The sequence below is a fragment of the Parabacteroides sp. KHUB-02 genome, from assembly GCF_056640955.1.
The window spans coordinates 235,866-254,212 of sequence record NZ_JBWQEV010000002.1; the positions used below are offsets into that span (position 1 = coordinate 235,866).

At 44.4% G+C, this 18,347-nt stretch carries 14 protein-coding genes; 6 read left to right on the plus strand and 8 right to left on the minus strand.

Annotated elements, in window-relative coordinates:
• Positions 1-286: 286 nt before the first annotated feature.
• From ACYIA1_RS21510 to ACYIA1_RS21530, 5 genes are all read left to right on the plus strand, one after another.
• The gene (locus tag ACYIA1_RS21510; RefSeq protein WP_005868349.1) at positions 287-1,213 is read left to right on the plus strand and encodes a hydrogen peroxide-inducible genes activator; all 927 of its coding nucleotides are present in this window, start codon (positions 287-289) and stop codon (positions 1,211-1,213) included.
• Between the two features lie 86 nt (positions 1,214-1,299).
• Positions 1,300-2,565 carry a carboxypeptidase-like regulatory domain-containing protein gene (locus ACYIA1_RS21515; protein ID WP_005868347.1) on the plus strand — a complete coding sequence of 422 codons (1,266 nt, stop codon included), beginning with the start codon at positions 1,300-1,302 and terminating at the stop codon, positions 2,563-2,565.
• 82 nt (positions 2,566-2,647) lie between these two features.
• On the plus strand, positions 2,648-3,187 hold the full coding sequence (locus ACYIA1_RS21520; protein WP_005856513.1) for an RNA polymerase sigma-70 factor: 540 nt from the start codon (positions 2,648-2,650) through the stop codon (positions 3,185-3,187).
• 5 nt (positions 3,188-3,192) lie between these two features.
• Positions 3,193-4,044, plus strand: coding sequence for a FecR family protein (locus ACYIA1_RS21525; protein ID WP_005868343.1), 852 nt, complete (start codon positions 3,193-3,195; stop codon positions 4,042-4,044).
• Positions 4,023-5,579 (plus strand): STN and carboxypeptidase regulatory-like domain-containing protein, encoded by a 1,557-nt coding sequence (locus tag ACYIA1_RS21530; protein ID WP_122297336.1) that lies wholly within the window; start codon positions 4,023-4,025, stop codon positions 5,577-5,579. Before ACYIA1_RS21525 ends, ACYIA1_RS21530 begins: the two co-directional genes overlap by 22 nt.
• Positions 5,580-5,790: 211 nt before the next feature.
• Here the strand turns inward: ACYIA1_RS21530 and ACYIA1_RS21535 are convergent, their stop codons facing one another.
• From ACYIA1_RS21535 to ACYIA1_RS21555, 5 genes are all read right to left on the minus strand, one after another.
• A complete protein-coding gene (locus ACYIA1_RS21535; RefSeq protein WP_480336377.1) occupies positions 5,791-7,080 on the minus strand; it encodes a nucleotide sugar dehydrogenase in 1,290 nt (429 codons plus the stop codon).
• Between the two features lie 189 nt (positions 7,081-7,269).
• On the minus strand, positions 7,270-8,562 hold the full coding sequence (locus ACYIA1_RS21540; RefSeq protein WP_009276023.1) for a TolC family protein: 1,293 nt from the start codon (positions 8,560-8,562) through the stop codon (positions 7,270-7,272).
• A gap of 5 nt (positions 8,563-8,567) precedes the next feature.
• On the minus strand, positions 8,568-11,612 hold the full coding sequence (locus tag ACYIA1_RS21545; protein WP_005868335.1) for an efflux RND transporter permease subunit: 3,045 nt from the start codon (positions 11,610-11,612) through the stop codon (positions 8,568-8,570).
• Between the two features lie 10 nt (positions 11,613-11,622).
• The gene (locus tag ACYIA1_RS21550; protein WP_008778321.1) at positions 11,623-12,672 is read right to left on the minus strand and encodes an efflux RND transporter periplasmic adaptor subunit; all 1,050 of its coding nucleotides are present in this window, start codon (positions 12,670-12,672) and stop codon (positions 11,623-11,625) included.
• A 93-nt stretch (positions 12,673-12,765) separates the two neighbouring features.
• Positions 12,766-13,779 (minus strand): DNA/RNA non-specific endonuclease, encoded by a 1,014-nt coding sequence (locus ACYIA1_RS21555; protein WP_122379713.1) that lies wholly within the window; start codon positions 13,777-13,779, stop codon positions 12,766-12,768.
• Between the two features lie 236 nt (positions 13,780-14,015).
• On the opposite strand from ACYIA1_RS21555, the gene ACYIA1_RS21560 reads away from it, so the two are divergent.
• Positions 14,016-15,074 carry an ankyrin repeat domain-containing protein gene (locus tag ACYIA1_RS21560; RefSeq protein ID WP_259013008.1) on the plus strand — a complete coding sequence of 353 codons (1,059 nt, stop codon included), beginning with the start codon at positions 14,016-14,018 and terminating at the stop codon, positions 15,072-15,074.
• Positions 15,075-15,368: 294 nt separating this feature from the next.
• Here the strand turns inward: ACYIA1_RS21560 and ACYIA1_RS21565 are convergent, their stop codons facing one another.
• The 3 genes from ACYIA1_RS21565 to ACYIA1_RS21575 form a co-directional block, all read right to left on the minus strand.
• Positions 15,369-16,208 carry an agmatine deiminase family protein gene (locus tag ACYIA1_RS21565; protein WP_480336378.1) on the minus strand — a complete coding sequence of 280 codons (840 nt, stop codon included), beginning with the start codon at positions 16,206-16,208 and terminating at the stop codon, positions 15,369-15,371.
• Positions 16,209-16,210: 2 nt separating this feature from the next.
• Entirely contained in the window at positions 16,211-16,846 is a 636-nt protein-coding gene (locus ACYIA1_RS21570; RefSeq protein WP_480336379.1) for a hypothetical protein, read from the minus strand.
• Between the two features lie 144 nt (positions 16,847-16,990).
• Complete coding sequence (locus ACYIA1_RS21575; RefSeq protein WP_413640083.1) at positions 16,991-18,346, minus strand: RNA-binding domain-containing protein; 1,356 nt, start codon at positions 18,344-18,346, stop codon at positions 16,991-16,993.
• Position 18,347: the final 1 nt, after the last annotated feature.

An 18,347-nucleotide genomic window follows, 5' to 3' on the forward strand; every position in this document is an offset into this window, starting at 1 on the left:
TTAATCAATTAATTTTTAGCTCATTATATATACGACTGTAAACCATTTGTAAATTACTCTCCAAAGTTACATATTTTTTCTGTGTAAATCTATCATCCTGTTAGCCCATTCGTCTGTTCCATGATAAGCAAATGTATTTTGGCTTTTCACCCAACTTCCCCGATTTCCCCCTAAATGCCTAATACTCAAATTAAGTTGCTTTATTCTTCCACTTTTATTCGATTATTCCAGCGTTTTTCCGTAAGTTTGTCTTCATTAATTTCTAACGCTTGTAAAATTAAGTACTATGAATATACAGCAACTCGAATATATCCTAGCGGTGGATACTTATCGTCATTTCGCAAAGGCAGCAGAGCATTGTAGGGTGACACAACCGACATTGAGTATGATGATCCAAAAGCTGGAAGACGAACTAGGTATTAAATTGTTCGATCGAAACCTGCAGCCCGTTCGCCCCACACCTGCCGGACGTAAGGTTATTGAGCAAGCGAGAAATGTCCTCTATCAAGCTTCTCTTATCAAAGATATCGTGAACGAGGAGGAACAGTCATTGAAAGGTACGTTCCGCTTAGCGGTGCTACCGACTATCGCCCCTTATTTGCTACCTCGCTTTTTCCAGCAATTATCGGAAAAGCATACGGATCTTGACATCCGTATGCTGGAAATGAAAACCGCTCCCACTATGGCCGCCCTGCAAAACGGGGAAATCGATGCCGCTATCATAGCGAACCAACCCACAGAATCCTATTTACAAGGAGACATATTATATTATGAGCAATTCTTCGGATACGTGGCTCATAATGAATCTATCTTCAAAAAGGATTTGATCCGTACCGCCGATATCAACGACGAGCGGTTGTGGCTGCTGGACGAGGGACATTGCTTCCGTGACCAGCTGATGCGTTTCTGCCAGATGGAAAAGGTAAAGGTTCGCCAAGCCGCTTACCGTTTAGGTAGCCTAGAGACATTTATGCGTATGGTGGAAAGCGGTAACGGTATTACGTTCATCCCGGAATTGGCTACCCTGCAATTAAGTAAAGAGCAGAAAGAATTGGTACGTCCGTTCGCCATTCCCAAGCCGACACGGGAGATCGTCTTTGTCACCCGTAAAGATTTTATCCGGCATACCGTAGCGGGTATTTTAATAGAGAGCATCAAGAAAGCGGTACCTAAAGAAATGTTGACTTTGCAGCCCGGACAAAAGGTTGTGTGATTTTTTCGATAAATCCCATAGGGTATTTCTTTCCTGGGCGATCATATAAGTACAAAGTGATTATTTACCATTAAAACAATACAAATATGAAAGCGCTCTGTAAACAAACTATGGGATTTATCCTGATGATACTGTTGGCTTGCGGTGTAACCTCTATAAAGGCACAGGATAGCGCAGACGATGAGTTTATCACTGTCAGCGGTGTAGTAAAAGACAAGCAAACACGAAAAAAACTGGAATACGTAAATATCTCTATTCCGGGAACCAACGTGGGAACGATCACCAATAATGACGGTGAGTTCTCTATCAAAGTGAAAAACGGCCTCCATGCCAGACAAGTAGAAGTATCGCATATCGGATATTTGAATGGCTTGATCCCCGTGAACGATAAGGACATATTAGAATGTACGGTATTACTCGAACCGAACATGAATACGCTTAGCGAAGTCATTATCCGGGCCGGAGATCCTCGATATATCGTAGAGGAGGCGATTGAGAAAGTAAATAAGAATTACATCGCCACAGGTAGCATGCTTACCGGGTTCTACCGGGAGACCGCACAAAAAGGCCGTCGTTACATCAATATCTCGGAAGCGGTTATCGATGTTTACAAAACTCCCTATAAGGACAGGAACGTGGAACGGGATCGGGTACAGATCTATAAAGGACGTAAATTATTGAGCGAGAAGGCTAGCGACACATTAGCCGTGAAATTATTGGGAGGCCCAAACCTATCCGTTTACGTGGATGTAGTGAAGAATCCGGATTTATTGCTCGACCCGAATATCTTACCTTATTACGCCTTCCGTATGGAAGAAAGCGTGATGTTAAACGACCGACCGCATTACGTAATCAGTTTCCAACCTCAAGCGATCTTGCCTTACGCTTTATATTACGGCAAATTATATATCGATAAGGAACGGCTTTCCTTCAGCCGTGCGGAATTCGCCCTCAGCATGGATGACCGGAATAAGGCTACCGAGGCCATCCTCCGCAAAAAGCCTTTTGGCTTGCGATTTAAACCCGTGGAGGTAGCTTTCCTCGTAACTTACAAAGAACGTGACGGCATGAGCTATCTGAGTTATATCCGCAATGAGGTTCGCTTTAAATGCGACTGGAAACGAAAACTTTTCTCTACCAACTACACGATCGTATCCGAGATGGTCGTTACCGATGGTAAAGAACAAAATAACTCCATCCCCTACCGGATGTCTTTTAAAGCGGATCAGTCTCTATCCGACAAGGTATCGGACTTCGCCGACGAGAACTTCTGGGGAGCTTACAACATTATCGAGCCTACCGAGTCTTTGGAGAATGCGGTATATAAATTAAAGAAGCAACATAAAAATTGACCGTGTAAATATACTATCGACAATGATATGGACAAATCATTATCTTTGTCCATTATCAATTATCTGTTGAAACCAAATTATTATGGATTTGTTCGTACTCAAAAAGATCAAGGAAGGGGATATTAAAGCATTCGAAAGTATTTTCAGGCTTTATTATACCCCTCTTTGCCTGTACGCGACCAGTATAACAGGAGAGCAGGAAGTCGCGGAGGAGATCGTTCAGGACTTGTTTTATGTATTCTGGAAAGAAAGAGAATCTCTTCCAATCTTACGTTCCATCAAGAACTACCTTTATGGAGCTACCCGGAACCGGTCCTTACAATATCTGGAGCATCGGGAAGTACGATACCGATACCGGAATACGGTTTTAGCCGGAGAGAATCCGGAATCCGAATCGTATACCCCGCAAGATCAACTTGAGTACAAAGAATTGCAATCCTTGGTCAACCGGGCATTAGGTAAATTGCCCGAACGCCGCCTCCGGATCTTTCGGATGCACCGTTTCGAAGGAATGAAATACGCGGAGATAGCCTCCAGCCTCTCATTGTCCATAAAGACAGTAGAAGCGGAAATGACCAAGGCACTACAAACACTAAGAAAAGAAATCGAGAATTATACCTAACAGTTATGAATCAAATAGAAAAAAATAAATCGAAGACAGACCAAGCATGGGCACAATTATACACTCGCTTGGAGCAAGACGGGCTGCTGGATAAGCCAATTTCCGGTACACAAATCCCATACCGGATCGGACTCATGAAATGGGCCGCCGCTATCATTATACTTTGCGTATCGGTAGCTACAGCTATTTTCCTTGGACAAGAACGGACACCGGAGACCACTCTGCTCACCCTGCATAATAACGAGGCTTCCACCACCTTGGTCACGACTTTGGAAGACGGGTCTATCGTTTATCTGGCCGATAACAGCCAGTTAAGCTATCCGGAACATTTCCAAAGAGAAAAAAGAGAGGTGTCTCTATTAGGAAACGCCCTTTTTGATGTAAGCGGGAATAAGGAACGTCCTTTCCTAATCGAGACAGAGCAGGCCCGGATCGAGGTATTGGGAACCTCATTCAATATCAAAAGCTCGGATAAAAGCGCCTTTGAATTGGCCGTTCGCCGGGGATTAGTGAAAGTGACACTCAAGAAGAACGGAGAACAAACGCTGGTAAAGGCCGGTCAAACCGTATCCTTATTCTCCAACCGTTTACAAGTAGCTCCGACTCAAGATAACGAACAATTTTCCGATTACACCCGCCGTATCCAGTTTAAGGATGAGCGCTTAGGAGATATCTTGCATGTAATTAATCTGGAGTATCCGATGATGCCATTGAAGACAACGGCTGATTTAGAGAATAGACGGCTGACCGTTAGTTTCTATAATAACTCACCCGCAACGATGGCTGAACTGATCTGCGCGGCGTTAAAACTAAAATGTACGCAACAAAATAATATATGGATGATTTCCGAACCTTGAGACAGCTGATCGTAGGATGGTTGCTGTTACTCGTAGCTCTCATCCCTATGAATGCCCAGAATGGTAACGTACTGGGACAGGTCATACGATTGCCTAAATCAAAAGGAAATATCTACCAATTGCTGGGACTCGTCACGGAACGTTCCGGCTATCTTTTTATATACGACAGTAAGATTATCGATAATGAACAAACAACATCGATAAAAGGTGGAGATTATACGATACAAGAAGCTATATACGCTATTACCGGTAATAAAAATCTGGCGATCCGTACGATAGAGAACCATCTCTTGCTTTATCTGCCAGAGAGTCCCTCCGCTCCTAAAAGCGCATCCGTAACTCCCGATTCCATACAAACCTATTTCTCGATAGAAGGTTCTTTACAGGATCAATATACCCATGAGCCAATCGCGTTCGGATCGGTAGGAATCGGCGAGGCCGCTATCGGCACCATCACCAACCAGAATGGAGAGTTCCGATTGAAATTACCGGACTCACTCCGATTATCCAAGGTACGTTTCTCTCATATCGGCTATCTTCCCCAAGAGATAGATGGTCGGGAGTTAATAGATAAACATACCGTCTTATCCCTAGAGCCTAAAGTAATCTCCATCCAAGAAGTTATCGTGCGTCTAACCAATCCGAAACGCTTATTACAGGAGATGCTGAACGAGAGAAGAAGCAATTATTCCCAGCACCCGATTTACCTTACCACATTTTACAGAGAAGGCGTTGAACGTAAAAAAGGACTCGTAGGACTGACCGAGGCTGTTTTTAAGGTATATAAGGCATCTTACCACAGCAATGCCTTGGCCGATCAAGTGAAACTACTAAAGATGCGCCGCATCAGTAACGAGCAGGAAAAGGACACATTGATCACAAAAATGAAGTCGGGTATCTACTCCTGCCTTGTCTTGGACTTGATGAAACAGTTACCGGAGTTTCTGGATCCTAGCCCGGATTCACCCTATACATACGCCCATACCGACATCACGGTAGTGGGTGATCGACTTGCTAACGTCATCTCTTTCGAGCAACGAAAGAGTATCAATGAACCGCTTTATCGGGGACAGATATATATCGACATGGAAAATAATGCCTTATTAAGAGTGGACTTTGAGGTCAATCCCCAATATATCGAGCAAGCGGCCGGCATGTTCGTCGAGAGAAAAAGCAGGAATTTACGGATCACGCCCCAGAAAGTAGCCTATACGGTATCTTACAAGCAATGGAATGGCACCTACTACATTAACCATATCCGGGGAGATCTGCATTTTAAAATTAAAAAAAGAAGACAACTTTTTAACACAAATATTTTACATACTTGGTTCGAAATGGTTACCTGTAAGATAGATACAGCCAATGTGAACCGCTTCTCACGCATTGAATCCCTTCCCACCCGCACGGTTTTCTCGGATACTCACTTCAACTACGACGAGGGTTTCTGGGGAGATTTTAACGTAATATTACCCGAAGACAAACTGAATGAGGCTATTAGCAGAATCACCTCAAAGATAGAGGAAACGAACTACTAATCCCCTGAAAATCATAAAGAGAGCCTTTTCGCAAAGGCTCTCTTTATAGGTTTTTAATAGGTATTAGTCTTTAAGGCAAAAAGATTGTTTAGGTTATCTGCATGCAAAGATGGGCTAATTAATATAATTGAGCAAATAAAAAAAGATATTGTACAACACATTTTTTTAAGTTTATCGAAATTTCTTTGCAGCTTGTGTTACTTTTTAACAATTACAGACTCCAATAGATCATCTGATGGATGCTACCTCGATAGACTCCTTTCACGTCCGCCAACACGGCATGTTCGTTCGTGATCGACATGAAGTAGGACTCATCCAGCTTCAAATAAGTCGTATGAGCGACAGCTACCACTACCGCGTCATATTTCTTCCCGGGCCTCTCTACTAACCGGATACCGTACTCTTGCAATACTTCCGAGGGGGAAGCGAACGGATCCATCACATCGACCTCGGCTCCGAAGTCCTTAAACTCATTGATAATATCGGCTACTTTCGAGTTACGTATATCCGATACGTTTTCCTTAAAAGTCATACCCATCACCAACACATGCGCTCCTAGGATATTTTTCCCCTGCGAGATAATCTTTTTCACGACCTTCTTTCCGATATACCGTCCCATGGAATCGTTCACGTAGCGACCGGAGTTGATCATCTTCGTGTGATATTGCAATTCTTTGGCTTTATGCACCAGATAGTAAGGATCTACCCCTATACAATGCCCACCTACCAATCCGGGAGAGAAAGGCAGGAAATTCCATTTCGTTCCGGCGGCTTTCAAGACATCAAACGTATTTACCCCCATTCGATCGAAAATAATGGAAAGCTCGTTCATAAGGGCTATATTCACATCACGCTGGGTATTCTCGATAATCTTGGCGGCTTCGGCTACCTTGATACTAGGCGCACGGTGCAACCCCGCTTGAACGACCAGCTTATAGACGTCCGATATCGTTTCCAAAGCTTCGGCATCGCAGCCGGAAACGATCTTCACGGTATTTACCAAGGTATGTACCTTATCACCCGGATTGATTCGTTCCGGTGAATATCCAACCTTAAAGTCCTCTCCTACTCTCAACCCTGAAACCTCCTCCAAGATCGGGATGCAATCCTCTTCCGTACATCCCGGATATACGGTAGATTCGTATACTACATAATCGCCTCGTTTAAGGACTTTGCCTACCGTGCGAGTCGCACCCAACAAAGGGGATAGATCCGGCTCGTTATGGCTGTCTATCGGGGTAGGAACAGCTATCACGTAAAAAGAAGCCTCCCTTAGCTTCTCTATAGAAGAAGTAAATGTGATGTCCTTATGTTCAAATACCTCAGAGGAAAGCTCACCACACGGATCTATACCGTTCCGAAGCTTGTCCAAGCGATCCTCGTTGATATCAAATCCGATAACGGAAACATGTTTAGCGAATTCCATCGCGATAGGAAGCCCGACATATCCTAGTCCGATTAGGGCAAGTTTTGTTTGTTTATCTAGTAACTTTGTATACATCTTATTATTTCATCATTCTACTTAAAAAGTCCGGATTCCGACGAGTATCCCAAACAGACAAGATTGTATGCAAATGTAGCAATCTTCAGTTTACCTAACGGAATAAAGGACGTTTTATTTCATAAAGAAGGTCCCTTATCTCGTTTTCAAAATAAGGGACCTTGTCTTCTAAGTATAAATATGTTTCTTTTACTGCAAACGGCGAATACCTATAGCCTTGTTATATTGGGCTAAAGAAGCCTTTTGCTGATACCAAGTCTGGATCAAGCTACTGTAAGACTGAATCCATGACAATTGGGCGGAGAGCACATCCAAGATCGGTAGTTTACCCTCGTTGTAGCTGAAGGTATTCAAATCAAGGTTCTCCTCGGCAATCTTACAAGCCTCTTCCGCGACGGTAATTTGTTTCGTATACTCGGTTAGGCTTGTCCATGCGTTCGCTACCTCTTGAGCGATCTTATCACGCGTATTGTCCAAGGCGTATTCCTTACTACGAAGGATGGCCTTCTGGGAATTTACCTCCTTGAAACGGGCTCCCCAACGGAACAAAGGTATCTTCAAGGAAGCGAAGACGGCCGGAGTCCACAACTGGTCCGAACCTTTCACGTTCAACATCGGCGTACCCCAAGTACCTTGAAAACCGATCGCCAAAGACGGGTTATATTTCGCCTTCGACAAATTGATCTGTCTCTTTTGATACTCTATGTTCAACTCGGAAATAGCGTAGTCCGGACGATTCCGAAGAGCTACATCCTCTCCTACTTGCAACGGCAAGGCCAGATAGGTCGTAATGGAATCTTCCACCTCGATCGGGTCTAACGGAGACACACCCATCAATGAGTTCAAGTTCTGTAACGCGATCTGATATTCCTTATAAGCCGAGCTTTTATTCAATTCCGCTTCTTTCAAGCGGGACTCCACTTGCAATAAATCGGTCTTGCTGATCTGGCCGTCATTGAAACGGATCGTCAACACGTTCGCCAACTCCCCGACAATGTCTACATACTGACACATCACATCGTACATACCTTTACGTGCGGCGGCCGTCCAATAGTTCAAATCGGCGGAATAAACGATATTATCCGTTGTCAATTCTTCCGCTTGCTCGGTGATCTTGCCTTGTACCTGAGCTGCCTTATAGTTATTATAGATCTGTCCGCCGGCATAGATGGGCTGGCTCACCGTAGCGCCTAGGCTATACGTATTATGGTCCATCTCTACGGACATGCCCGGTCCGAAATCCAAATCATATTTATTGATACGGTACTGATAACTGCCGGAGAAGTCCACAGAAGGGAAGAAACCGGTCTTAGCGGCCTTGATCGCATGCTGCATAGCGATACGCTCCTCAGAGCTTTGCTTGATCTGACGGCTGTATTCAAGGACCCGTTCCTTATATTCCACAGCCGATAGCCGGGCGTCTTGCGCTTTAGCGGACAAGGCACCCAACAATAAACAACCTATGATTATTTTATTTCTCATACCTTTTACTCTGATTTAATCTTAAAGAAAACACAATAAGTAACCGGAAGCACGAAGATCGTCAAGATCGTAGATACGAACAGACCACCCATGATGGTAGCCGCCATACCGGCGAACATAGCGTCACCCAACAACGGCAACATACCTAAGATCGTCGTACCGGAAGCCATCGTCACCGGAACGATACGGGTTTTCGTTGCCTCTATCACGGCATTCACCGGAGACAAGCCCGCGTTCAATTGCAAACCGATCTCGTCCACCAGCACGATCGCATTCTTGATATTCATACCGATCAAGCCCAACAGACCCAGCATAGCAAAGAAGTCGAGAGACTTACCGAACACCAACAATCCCAATACCACACCAATGAAGATCAACGGCAGCATCGCCATGATCAATACCGGTTTCCGGTAATATTTCGGGAATAAGAATAACAAGGTGACATAAATCAAACCGAACATCAACGGGATATTAGCGGCGATCGCCTTATTACCTTTATCTTGCTCGGATTGCTCACCGAAATACGTCATCTTATATCCTTCCGGCACCTGAATCTTCTCCTGTACCTCTTTCCACAAATGACTGAAAGCAGCCATCGTATTGGCACCACGCTTCGGCTCACACTGCATAAGCATACACGGCTCACGGTTGAATCGTCTCACTACGTTAAACTCATAATCCAGCGAGAAATCATCGATCACCTGCTCCACTTTTACCGAACGGCCTTTAGCGCTATAAACCGGCAAAGTCTTTATATCATTCAGACTGATAGAATCCTTATCCGCATCTTTCAGTAAGATCGGCATAAACACGTCGCCCTCACGATACTCACCCAAAGGTACGCCATTCGTAGCCGAACGCAAGGAATAAGCCACCTGCTGACGGGTAATACCCAGACGCAAACCTTTCTCTTGGGAATATAGCGGCTTCCATACCGGAACCTTGTTACCCCAACTATTGCGAACCTCCATCACCTGATCATAATTCCGGGCGATCTCCTGCGCCCTTTGCGTCAAGGCAACCAACGTATCTACGTTATCGCCGATAAAACCGATCTCGATCGCCGCATCCGGAACCGGAGACAAGGCGAACAAAGCCGAACGGGTCAATATATTCGGATAGTTAGCGACCATATAATCGTAGAACTTACCCTCTTCCGCTTGCGCATCCTCCGGATCTTGTGTCTCGATCAACACATTGGCGAAGTTTGGCTTCGGACCGATAGAAGAACTGGCCAAGTAATAACGCACCGGCGAACCTCCCAAGGTAAACGAGTATGATTTGATATTCTCATTCTTGCTGAGATATTCCTCCTCTATCTTCTTCACGTTCGTCTCCACGTCGTAGATGCTATATCCTTCCGGGAAGATCAAGTCCGCACGGAAATAAGGCTTGCTCATGATCGGGAAGAAACTCTGCGGCATGATGCTCATCACGAACAAGGAAAGGAATAACGTAGCTACCACGGTAGAGATCGTTACATATCTACGCTTGATCAAACGGCCCAATACCGACTCAAATTTATGATACAGCTTCGTATCGTACGGGTCTTTGCTCTCACCCGGTTTCGCCTCTTTCAAGATAAAATTACCGAAGGTAGTCGTTTGCGTCAAGGCCAAGACCCAGCTTAATCCCAAGGATACCGCCAATACGATAAACAACGGTTTCACGATCTCGGCCACGGATGCCGGTGCCAAGTACATCGGCAAGAAAGAACATACGGCGATAAAGGTAGCGCCCAACAACGCCCACTGCGGTTTCGTCGCGCCATCGATCAACGCCTGATAACGGGAAAGTCCCCGCTTGATACCGACTTGGGCATTATCCGTCACCACGATAGCGTTATCCACCAACATACCCATAGCGATAATAAAGGCCGCCAACGAGGTTCGGTTCAAGCCGACACCCCAGATCAACATGATCAATAAGGTACCACCTACCGAGAACAACAACGAACTACCGACCAACATACCGGCACGGGACCCCATCACGATAAAGATAATCACGATAACGATCAATAACGACTCGATCAAGTTCAAGATAAAACCGTTGTTCGCCTCATCCGCGATCTTGTTCTCCGGATAGATCGTTTTCAGGTCCATACCCACCGGGAACAGCTGCTCCATCTCCGCTAAATGATCCGCCACGGCGTTACCCACGGCAACCACATCGTCTTTCGAACCGGTAGCGACACCGATACCGATGGCACGCTTACCGTCCACACGCATCAGGTTCGAGGGAGGGTCCATATAACCACGCTCTACCGTAGCGATATCTCCCAAACGAACCTCACCGCCACTTTTCGTCACGATCAATTGGTCCCGGATATCTTGTATATCCTTATACGTACCTTCCGCACGCAAACGCAATTGATAATTACCGGTATTGATATCTCCCGTATTCACCAACAAGTTCTGCGTTTGCATCACCTGCTGGATAGCGTTCGGGTCGATACCTAGGTTAGCCAGTTTCGGGATAGAGATCTTTACGTTGACAACTTGTGTCTGTTCACCGAATAGGTAGACCTTCTGTACACCCGGTACAGGAGATAGCTCCGTCTTGATCTTTTGCGCCCAATTACGCAGGTCGTCGTAAGTATATCCCTCATCGGCCGTCAAGGCATAATAAATTCCGAATACGTCACCGAAGTCATCACTAACGGATATCGAGGAGGCGCCAGACGGAAGGCGGGGCTGTATATTCGCCACCTTACGACGCAACTCGTCCCACTTGACCGGCATATAATCCGGAGACAAGGTAGGCTGCAACTCAATAGAAATCTTGGACATACCGAAATAAGACTCAGATTTGATCTGGAACACATCCGACATAGCCTGAATCTCCCGTTCGATCGGCTCAGTCACCAGCTTCTCCACCTCCTGAGGTGTCGCTCCCGGATATTGGGTAACCAAAACCGCTTGCTTGATTACGAAGGGAGAATCTTCCTTCTTCGGCAATTTAAAGAAAGAATATATACCTCCTATCAGCATGACCGCTAGGAAAAAGTATATAATCTTCTGATTCTCTAAGGAATATTTTGGAATATTCATTGTTTATCTCTTAATCTGTTAATACTTTTACCTGTTGTCCATCCACCAAACGAGTGGCTCCGGCTGAGACAACCTGTTCGCCGGGTCGCAAGCCATCCGTTACGATCACGCCATCCTTGCCGATCAGCATAGACTCGGTAATCTTGCGACGCTCAACCTTTTGAGACTGCCCATTATAAACAAACACATACTTATCGCTATTGGCATCGTCAGCCACGACAGCGGCTAGCGGAACCAATACGGCGCCTTGCGTGAAACTCTCGCTATCCACGTTCAAGATCACACGGCAAGAGAAACCTACGGCTACCTTATATTTCTCTAAATTAAAGTTCGGATCATCGATATACAGATATACGGGAACGCCGGAGCCATCGGGAGAGGCTTCCACGTATTCTTTCACCTTCGCCTTGAAGCGAACGCCCTTGTAATTATCGAATTCCACATAAACAGAATAAGGAGAAGAGAAGTAATTGATATTACTCTCCGGCATCGTAAACACGACCTGTAACTTATTCGGGTTGATCAAGCAAACGATTCCTTGTCCGGCCTGTACCTTCTGGTAATTCTCCACATATTTCTTCTGGATAAATCCATCGAACGGCGCACGAAGCTTTGTCTGGTTCAATGTATTTTGCGCATACTCGAAAGCCGCCTTGGCATTTGAGTAAGAGGCTTCCGTAGACTCATACTCTTGCTTGGAGATAGCTTGTTTGGACAATAACTTCTTCGCACGTTGCAATTGCGCCTCAGCGGTCTGGAAAGACGCTTTCTTCGCCTCATATTCCCATTTAAAGTCCAGCGGATCGATCTCGGCCACGATCTGTCCCGTACGGACCTTCTGGCCTTCATCCACGTTTAATGAGATCAGCGGGCCGGACATCTTAAACGCCAAATCACTGAATTGATCGGGCGATACCACTCCACTGAATGATTTCTCAACCATGTTCAGAGAAGTAACGTCCGCCAATTTAACTGGACGAGGACCTTGCTCCTTAACGGGTGGTTGACTACAGGAAACCAATGCTGCCAAAACAAACACAGGGATTAATTTTCCTTTCATGATAACTTGCATTTTGTTATTTAATTATGATTTCTTTTTCTTCACAGTAAATATAAAACATTCTCGCCTAGAGATTGTTGAGCATAACGTGCCTTAAAAAGACCAACTACCATCATTCACGTATGCTTCCATCGGATTTTCTATCGAATCAGGCAAAGAAGGGAAAAAGTCAATTCCGGTAACCTTCTCAACGCTATCGATAGGGATCATCATCGATTTCAAGGGAGTCTTTCCATAGTCTTTATTATCAAACAGAAAACCTACCCCTTCTGGTTTACCGTTCGTTATCGTACAGATTACCTTATAAAAGGTCTTCGGGATTCCCACCCGATTCTTGCCTAACCGTTTCAGGTCGTCCGTGATCACCGGGCCGGTCACGATCAACAAAGAGCCATTCTCTTTCGCCCACAAACGAGCCTGCTCTTCCAGATCTTTCCAGATACCTCGGTTCAAGCCGGGCTTTTGCGGACAGATATTACTTAGGTAGAACGATTCCCGCATGGCCTTGGCGGACCATTTCATATCGCCGGCAGGCGCCATATGCCCTCGGTCATAGCCGGAACGGGTATAGTCCTCGTTCATGGCGGTAGCCCCTTTCACCATGGGGTCCGAGACGAACTTATTAGACCGCTCGTTCTTCTTACTTGTCGCCTCTTTCGAGGTCAGTTCATAGGCTACCCAATTGGCGATCTTATAATCGGAATTATAAGAAACCGTATAGCCCTCATGCTTTATAACCTGCTCTTTTTGTTTATTCTTTAGTCTCGGTATCTCAGCTCCCTCTTGAAAAGTATAAGCGGTGGTCTCTTTCTTTGGGTTCGTCGTTTGCTTGTTTTTCGTCGCTTGCGCGGCTTTCTTACCCGATGTTCCGGAACCGCCCTTGTCCGAGATCTTCGGACGGACTATTGTCTCCGCCCGATCCTGTTTCTTCTCTACAGGCCGTGTCTTGGATACCGGATAAAACCAGTTATATATGAATAATACACCGATAAAACAAACAACTACCGCAAAAGCGCCAAGAAGCATCTTCTTTACAGAAGACATGAATGATGATGCCCGCTTCTTCTTGCTTTTCCGGGGTTGAGGCTTACCTTTCTTTTTTGCCATACCTAAAACTTCCTATTCTTAACCTTTCGTATTGGGCGCAAAAATAGATAAATCCGGCATGTTATACAACACTATTCTAGGATAGTATTGGTCTCGATTACTATAAAAGACGGCTTAATTTAATGCAGACAGCATCCGGTGCAAATTCTTAGGGAAAATCATCGGTTGAATAATAAATATCTGTAACTTTGCTTACGGTAACAGAGTGGTATTTAATTTGTCAACAAATATTTCTTATGGAAGAACTCTTTCGACTCGTACGGGATGAAAACGACATTGACAAAGCCTTGTCTATGATTCGCTCGGGCTACATGCTGGAACCGTCTTACAAGGACCAATACAATTGCAGTCTCTTGTTCCATGCCGTTTATCGGAAAAGCCTGGAGCTGGTCAAAACACTGGTGGAAAAAGGCTTTGACGTGAATGACAGGTTGCCCGATGGTGCGACACCCTTGATGTCTGCGGCCAAAAACAATGTCATCGACATTGCAGAATACCTGCTGGAGAATGGGGCGGAGCTGGATGCGTGTGACGAGGAAGGTTGGACTGCCTTGATGACTTCCGCTTCTTTCAAACATTTCGACATGATGCGTTTTTTGGTTGAAAAAGGCGCAAATATTCATGCAAGAGCCAACTGGGGATACACAGTCCTGTTCTATGCCGTGATAAAAGGAAGCCTTGCCGATGTCCGATACTTGGTAGATAAAGGTGCGGACGCCAACGATAAGAACGATGGCAACCGAACCGTACTGATGGACGCGGTAACAAGAAACGACCCGGAAATGGTACGTTTTCTCATAGAACGAGGTGCCGATGTGAAGATACGGACAACTGAAAACAACTGTTGCGTGTTGGGAGAAGCCGCCCGTTGGGCTAACGCGGAGATTGTGCAACTGTTAATTGAGCATGGCGCGGATGTCAATAATGTCGATACGATGGGAATGACCCCATTGTTGTATGCTGCCACACACGATAATGTCGAAGCTGCCCAAATGTTGATAGAAAACGGAGCTAACCTAGAAGCTCGCGAACGATATAAAGGTTTCACCCCTTTGCTGTATGCCTGCCATTTGCTCAAGCCGAAAATCATACCTTTGCTGGTAGAGAAAGGGGCAGATTTAAACGCAAAAGACAAGAAAGGCAAGACCCCATTGGGGAATGCCTGCAAAAAAGGAGGGCTTGAAATAGTGAAGTACTTAGTGGAACATGGAGCTGGTTTACAGGTCGGCAAAAAGAATGTAGCGGATGTGGTAAAAGACAAAGCGATCAAGCAGTATCTTTCCGAATTGCCATGAATCTCATATTGAATCAGACAATCCTTAATAAATTACTGTAGTTATGTCAATGCATGCAATAGAAAGTTTGGTGGAATATTCCGTAATAGCCGTAGCGACCGCTTCGCCTGTTCCGCCTACGGCACAAAGACTGCGGGTACACGGTCTTGCGAGTTCGTGACGAACTGGAAAAATCGGTTATCTCTCCCTGCTCTCACCGGAGCAATTGCCCGAACCCGAGCGTTCTGAACACTGAGCCACATTCTTTCGTACACATCCTTTCCCTATCATTTTGACAATTCCCGATTGTAGAGATCATCCTTGTCTTATAGTCCAACTTACACAATTCAAACAGCCCTCGTGACGAATCAAGTCTTTTACATTTATCATTTCAGCATATCCTTGATACATAGGCATAAGTGCTGTTATCTGTTTAAAGGCTTGCTCATCTTCTGGATAACCGAAAGAGGGGATAAGCAACACTTTGTCCGTTTGAAGCCAATTGATGTATGCCCAATTATGTTTGTGTTGGCGTTGTACGTTATATTCCAGCTTAAAAACCTCCTTGAAATGTTGTCGCAAAGCTTCAATAACCTTACGAGTAAAACTTTTGTCAAACCGATCGTAGTTGGTTATCAATACTCGGTCATTGCCTATATACCTAACCAATCCATCTGCATGGCCATAAATTTCAGATTCATCCCATGGCAGAACAATCAACTCAGCCATAAAATGCTCTTCTATAGCTTTGGCAAGATTGTCTTTTGAATAGTTGTTCTCTCTAAACACCTTTTCAATCATGATAATTTTATTATCACAGCGAATCACATTACCGCCATCTATTATCAAAGGTGTTGCAGGTTGCTTTACTTCAAGTCCCAAATCATGGCAAACCATGTTTCCATCTGTTCGTGTAGCAAGTAACTCTTTTGACTCATGCAAATAATCGGGATCATAATCAAAGCCACAAAATGTATCTTCAGCAACTTGAACAGGCATATAGTCCCTGCACCAAATATCGTGAGTATTATCGAGAAAGCGATACTCAGCACCGTGTTTTTCAAGAGCAGAAACCAGTGAAGCATAAGTCTTGGGAGATTCTCTTCGTAACGAGGACGAGAGATAAACCATATTACATTGAAAGTCTGTTATCATATTTAGAGCTTTGGAGTATATTTTCTTGTTGTCTTCTTTAAGATAACATGATACTTTTCTTCTGTACCTTTTTTTTCTTTTGTTTCGACAATTCTTTCGGTAGGCATATCCCAATCCACATCATCAAAAACAAATCGCTGATGTAAGTCATCTTTTATACCTATGCGTTTTGTGGCATCACCAATGCTTCTGTCTTTCTTGAATGTATCAGGAATGTCAATGACATCTGGCATCCTAGAACAATGATTGAATATCTCATACATTGATAGTTTTGGGGCACCGACAACTCCAATCTGTACCCATTGTTCCTGTTGGTTCTGCTTGTAGATTTCAATACCTCGAATGAGAATGCCGCCGAATCGCATCAATTCATCACCATCTCTAACCGTTTCAAAGGCTATATCTACACCGCTGCCATGAAAGAACCATTCCACACGTTTGCAATCACGACTGTATGTACTTATATCCTTGTCCTGTTCCTTGATATCATATAGGTAAAACTCTATCTCTGCAAACCGATAAATGATATCGCTGTTATCTCTTGAATCATGTTTGAGAATGCAATAGTGGTTCATTAACTCTATTGCAGTTTCTCTGAAACACTCCCTTTGTATATTTGTAAGAAAACTCAAATCCATAATAACCTTAATTCCGCAACATTTTAATTAAACATTCTTATAATATGCTGAGCAACGAAAGATTACAAAGGATATTACCATGTCAGAATAAACCAATTCATAATCCTCCCCTAACGCACGTTCCCTAAAATCTCCCATACCACATTATTCCATAATTTGCCAATACCCTTGTTTCCTACCACCTACACGTCTCAATAATCCAAGTTCTTGAAGACGTGAAAGATTATATTTAACACCATTCTCTGTAATATTAAGAAGTTCTTCGCTTATTTCCTTTCGGGTCGCTTCGGGATGTTCTTTTAGAAAAGATAGTATAGCTTGTTGCTGCCCCGTCAAGTTTTGTATAGTCTTTTGGGTAGTCTTTTGGGTAGTCTTTTGGGTAGCCGCTCTTTCCGGATACTCAAACTTGAATATAGTCCAAATACCCGAAGCGTCATAACGAAACTCCGGTGTAGAGAATCCGTCATTCTTACAAGCCATGATGATACGTTCAATACCACGTCCCCATGCTTCAATCTCCCCAGAGCGAAAGAACGTATTAGCTATGTCGGGGTTGTAAGGGAAACTTCGATGAGAAGATAACAATGTTTCTACAGTCCAACCATCTGGCAATACACCACCATTTACGATTTCTAGTTTATTCTCATATACACGGATTTGTATAGGGGAAGGCTCTGCATAATCTTTATTGATACAAGCGTTCAGTAACGCCTCACGTAGAGCTTCCCTAGGCATAGGTAATGTTTCTATTCGATGAATGCCCTCGTAGGTAATAATGGCTTTCATGTATTTGGTACACAGCAAATCCATCAGTTTCCCAATTTGCTGAAACAAATTGCCATGTACTTCATCCTGATACACCAAATCCATACCTTCGCGAAAGAAACCGACTTTGACAAAAGCTCCAGCCACATATCGTTCTGGGTCAGGATGGAACAACAAGGTAGCGGCCCGTTTCAGATAACAGCCTTCATAAAGCCGAAGTTTCTCTAACAAGCCATGATTATCGTCCATCAAATCCGCATCCTCCATGCGTCCGCTTCGTTTGGCATATTTACGGAACAAATCGAACGTAACGTTATCCAAATCCTCTGCTTTTAGATAAGGTACAGGTACACCATCCCATGTCTTGCCTTGCTTGCGAAGCATAAAGCGATCGAGTGCGACTCCTTTCAATTCTTGATTGGAGGCACCGCTCCGCTGGTAATACTTACCACGAAAACTAATTGGATAAGGATATGCCTCTGTCACAATTTCCAGATATTGCTTTTCATCTTTCTCTTTAAGGTTGACATCTACTAAGATACCGAGCATATCACGAACCTTGTTCGGAATATCCTCCATTAATTTCTGGGCATCCTTCACACCGCATACTTCGCCTTTGTCCTCAATACCGACAAATAGTGTTCCACCCTGTGCATTGGCAAAGCCACATATCCATTTCAGATATTCGTCACGCCAAGATTCTTTAAATTCTATGTTTTGGGATTCAATGCTCATA

Bases quoted from the DNA above. Each gene is read 5' to 3' on its own strand.
- ACYIA1_RS21560 (WP_259013008.1), top strand. From the start codon at position 14,016: ATGGAAGAACTCTTTCGACTCGTACGGGATGAAAACGACATTGACAAA.
- ACYIA1_RS21515 (WP_005868347.1), top strand. From the start codon at position 1,300: ATGAAAGCGCTCTGTAAACAAACTATGGGATTTATCCTGATGATACTG.
- ACYIA1_RS21550 (WP_008778321.1), bottom strand. From the start codon at position 12,672: ATGAAAGGAAAATTAATCCCTGTGTTTGTTTTGGCAGCATTGGTTTCC.
- ACYIA1_RS21530 (WP_122297336.1), top strand. From the start codon at position 4,023: ATGGATGATTTCCGAACCTTGAGACAGCTGATCGTAGGATGGTTGCTG.
- ACYIA1_RS21520 (WP_005856513.1), top strand. From the start codon at position 2,648: ATGGATTTGTTCGTACTCAAAAAGATCAAGGAAGGGGATATTAAAGCA.
- ACYIA1_RS21510 (WP_005868349.1), top strand. From the start codon at position 287: ATGAATATACAGCAACTCGAATATATCCTAGCGGTGGATACTTATCGT.
- ACYIA1_RS21545 (WP_005868335.1), bottom strand. From the start codon at position 11,612: ATGAATATTCCAAAATATTCCTTAGAGAATCAGAAGATTATATACTTT.
- ACYIA1_RS21575 (WP_413640083.1), bottom strand. From the start codon at position 18,346: ATGAGCATTGAATCCCAAAACATAGAATTTAAAGAATCTTGGCGTGAC.
- ACYIA1_RS21565 (WP_480336378.1), bottom strand. From the start codon at position 16,208: ATGATAACAGACTTTCAATGTAATATGGTTTATCTCTCGTCCTCGTTA.
- ACYIA1_RS21570 (WP_480336379.1), bottom strand. From the start codon at position 16,846: ATGGATTTGAGTTTTCTTACAAATATACAAAGGGAGTGTTTCAGAGAA.
- ACYIA1_RS21540 (WP_009276023.1), bottom strand. From the start codon at position 8,562: ATGAGAAATAAAATAATCATAGGTTGTTTATTGTTGGGTGCCTTGTCC.
- ACYIA1_RS21555 (WP_122379713.1), bottom strand. From the start codon at position 13,779: ATGGCAAAAAAGAAAGGTAAGCCTCAACCCCGGAAAAGCAAGAAGAAG.
- ACYIA1_RS21535 (WP_480336377.1), bottom strand. From the start codon at position 7,080: ATGTATACAAAGTTACTAGATAAACAAACAAAACTTGCCCTAATCGGA.
- ACYIA1_RS21525 (WP_005868343.1), top strand. From the start codon at position 3,193: ATGAATCAAATAGAAAAAAATAAATCGAAGACAGACCAAGCATGGGCA.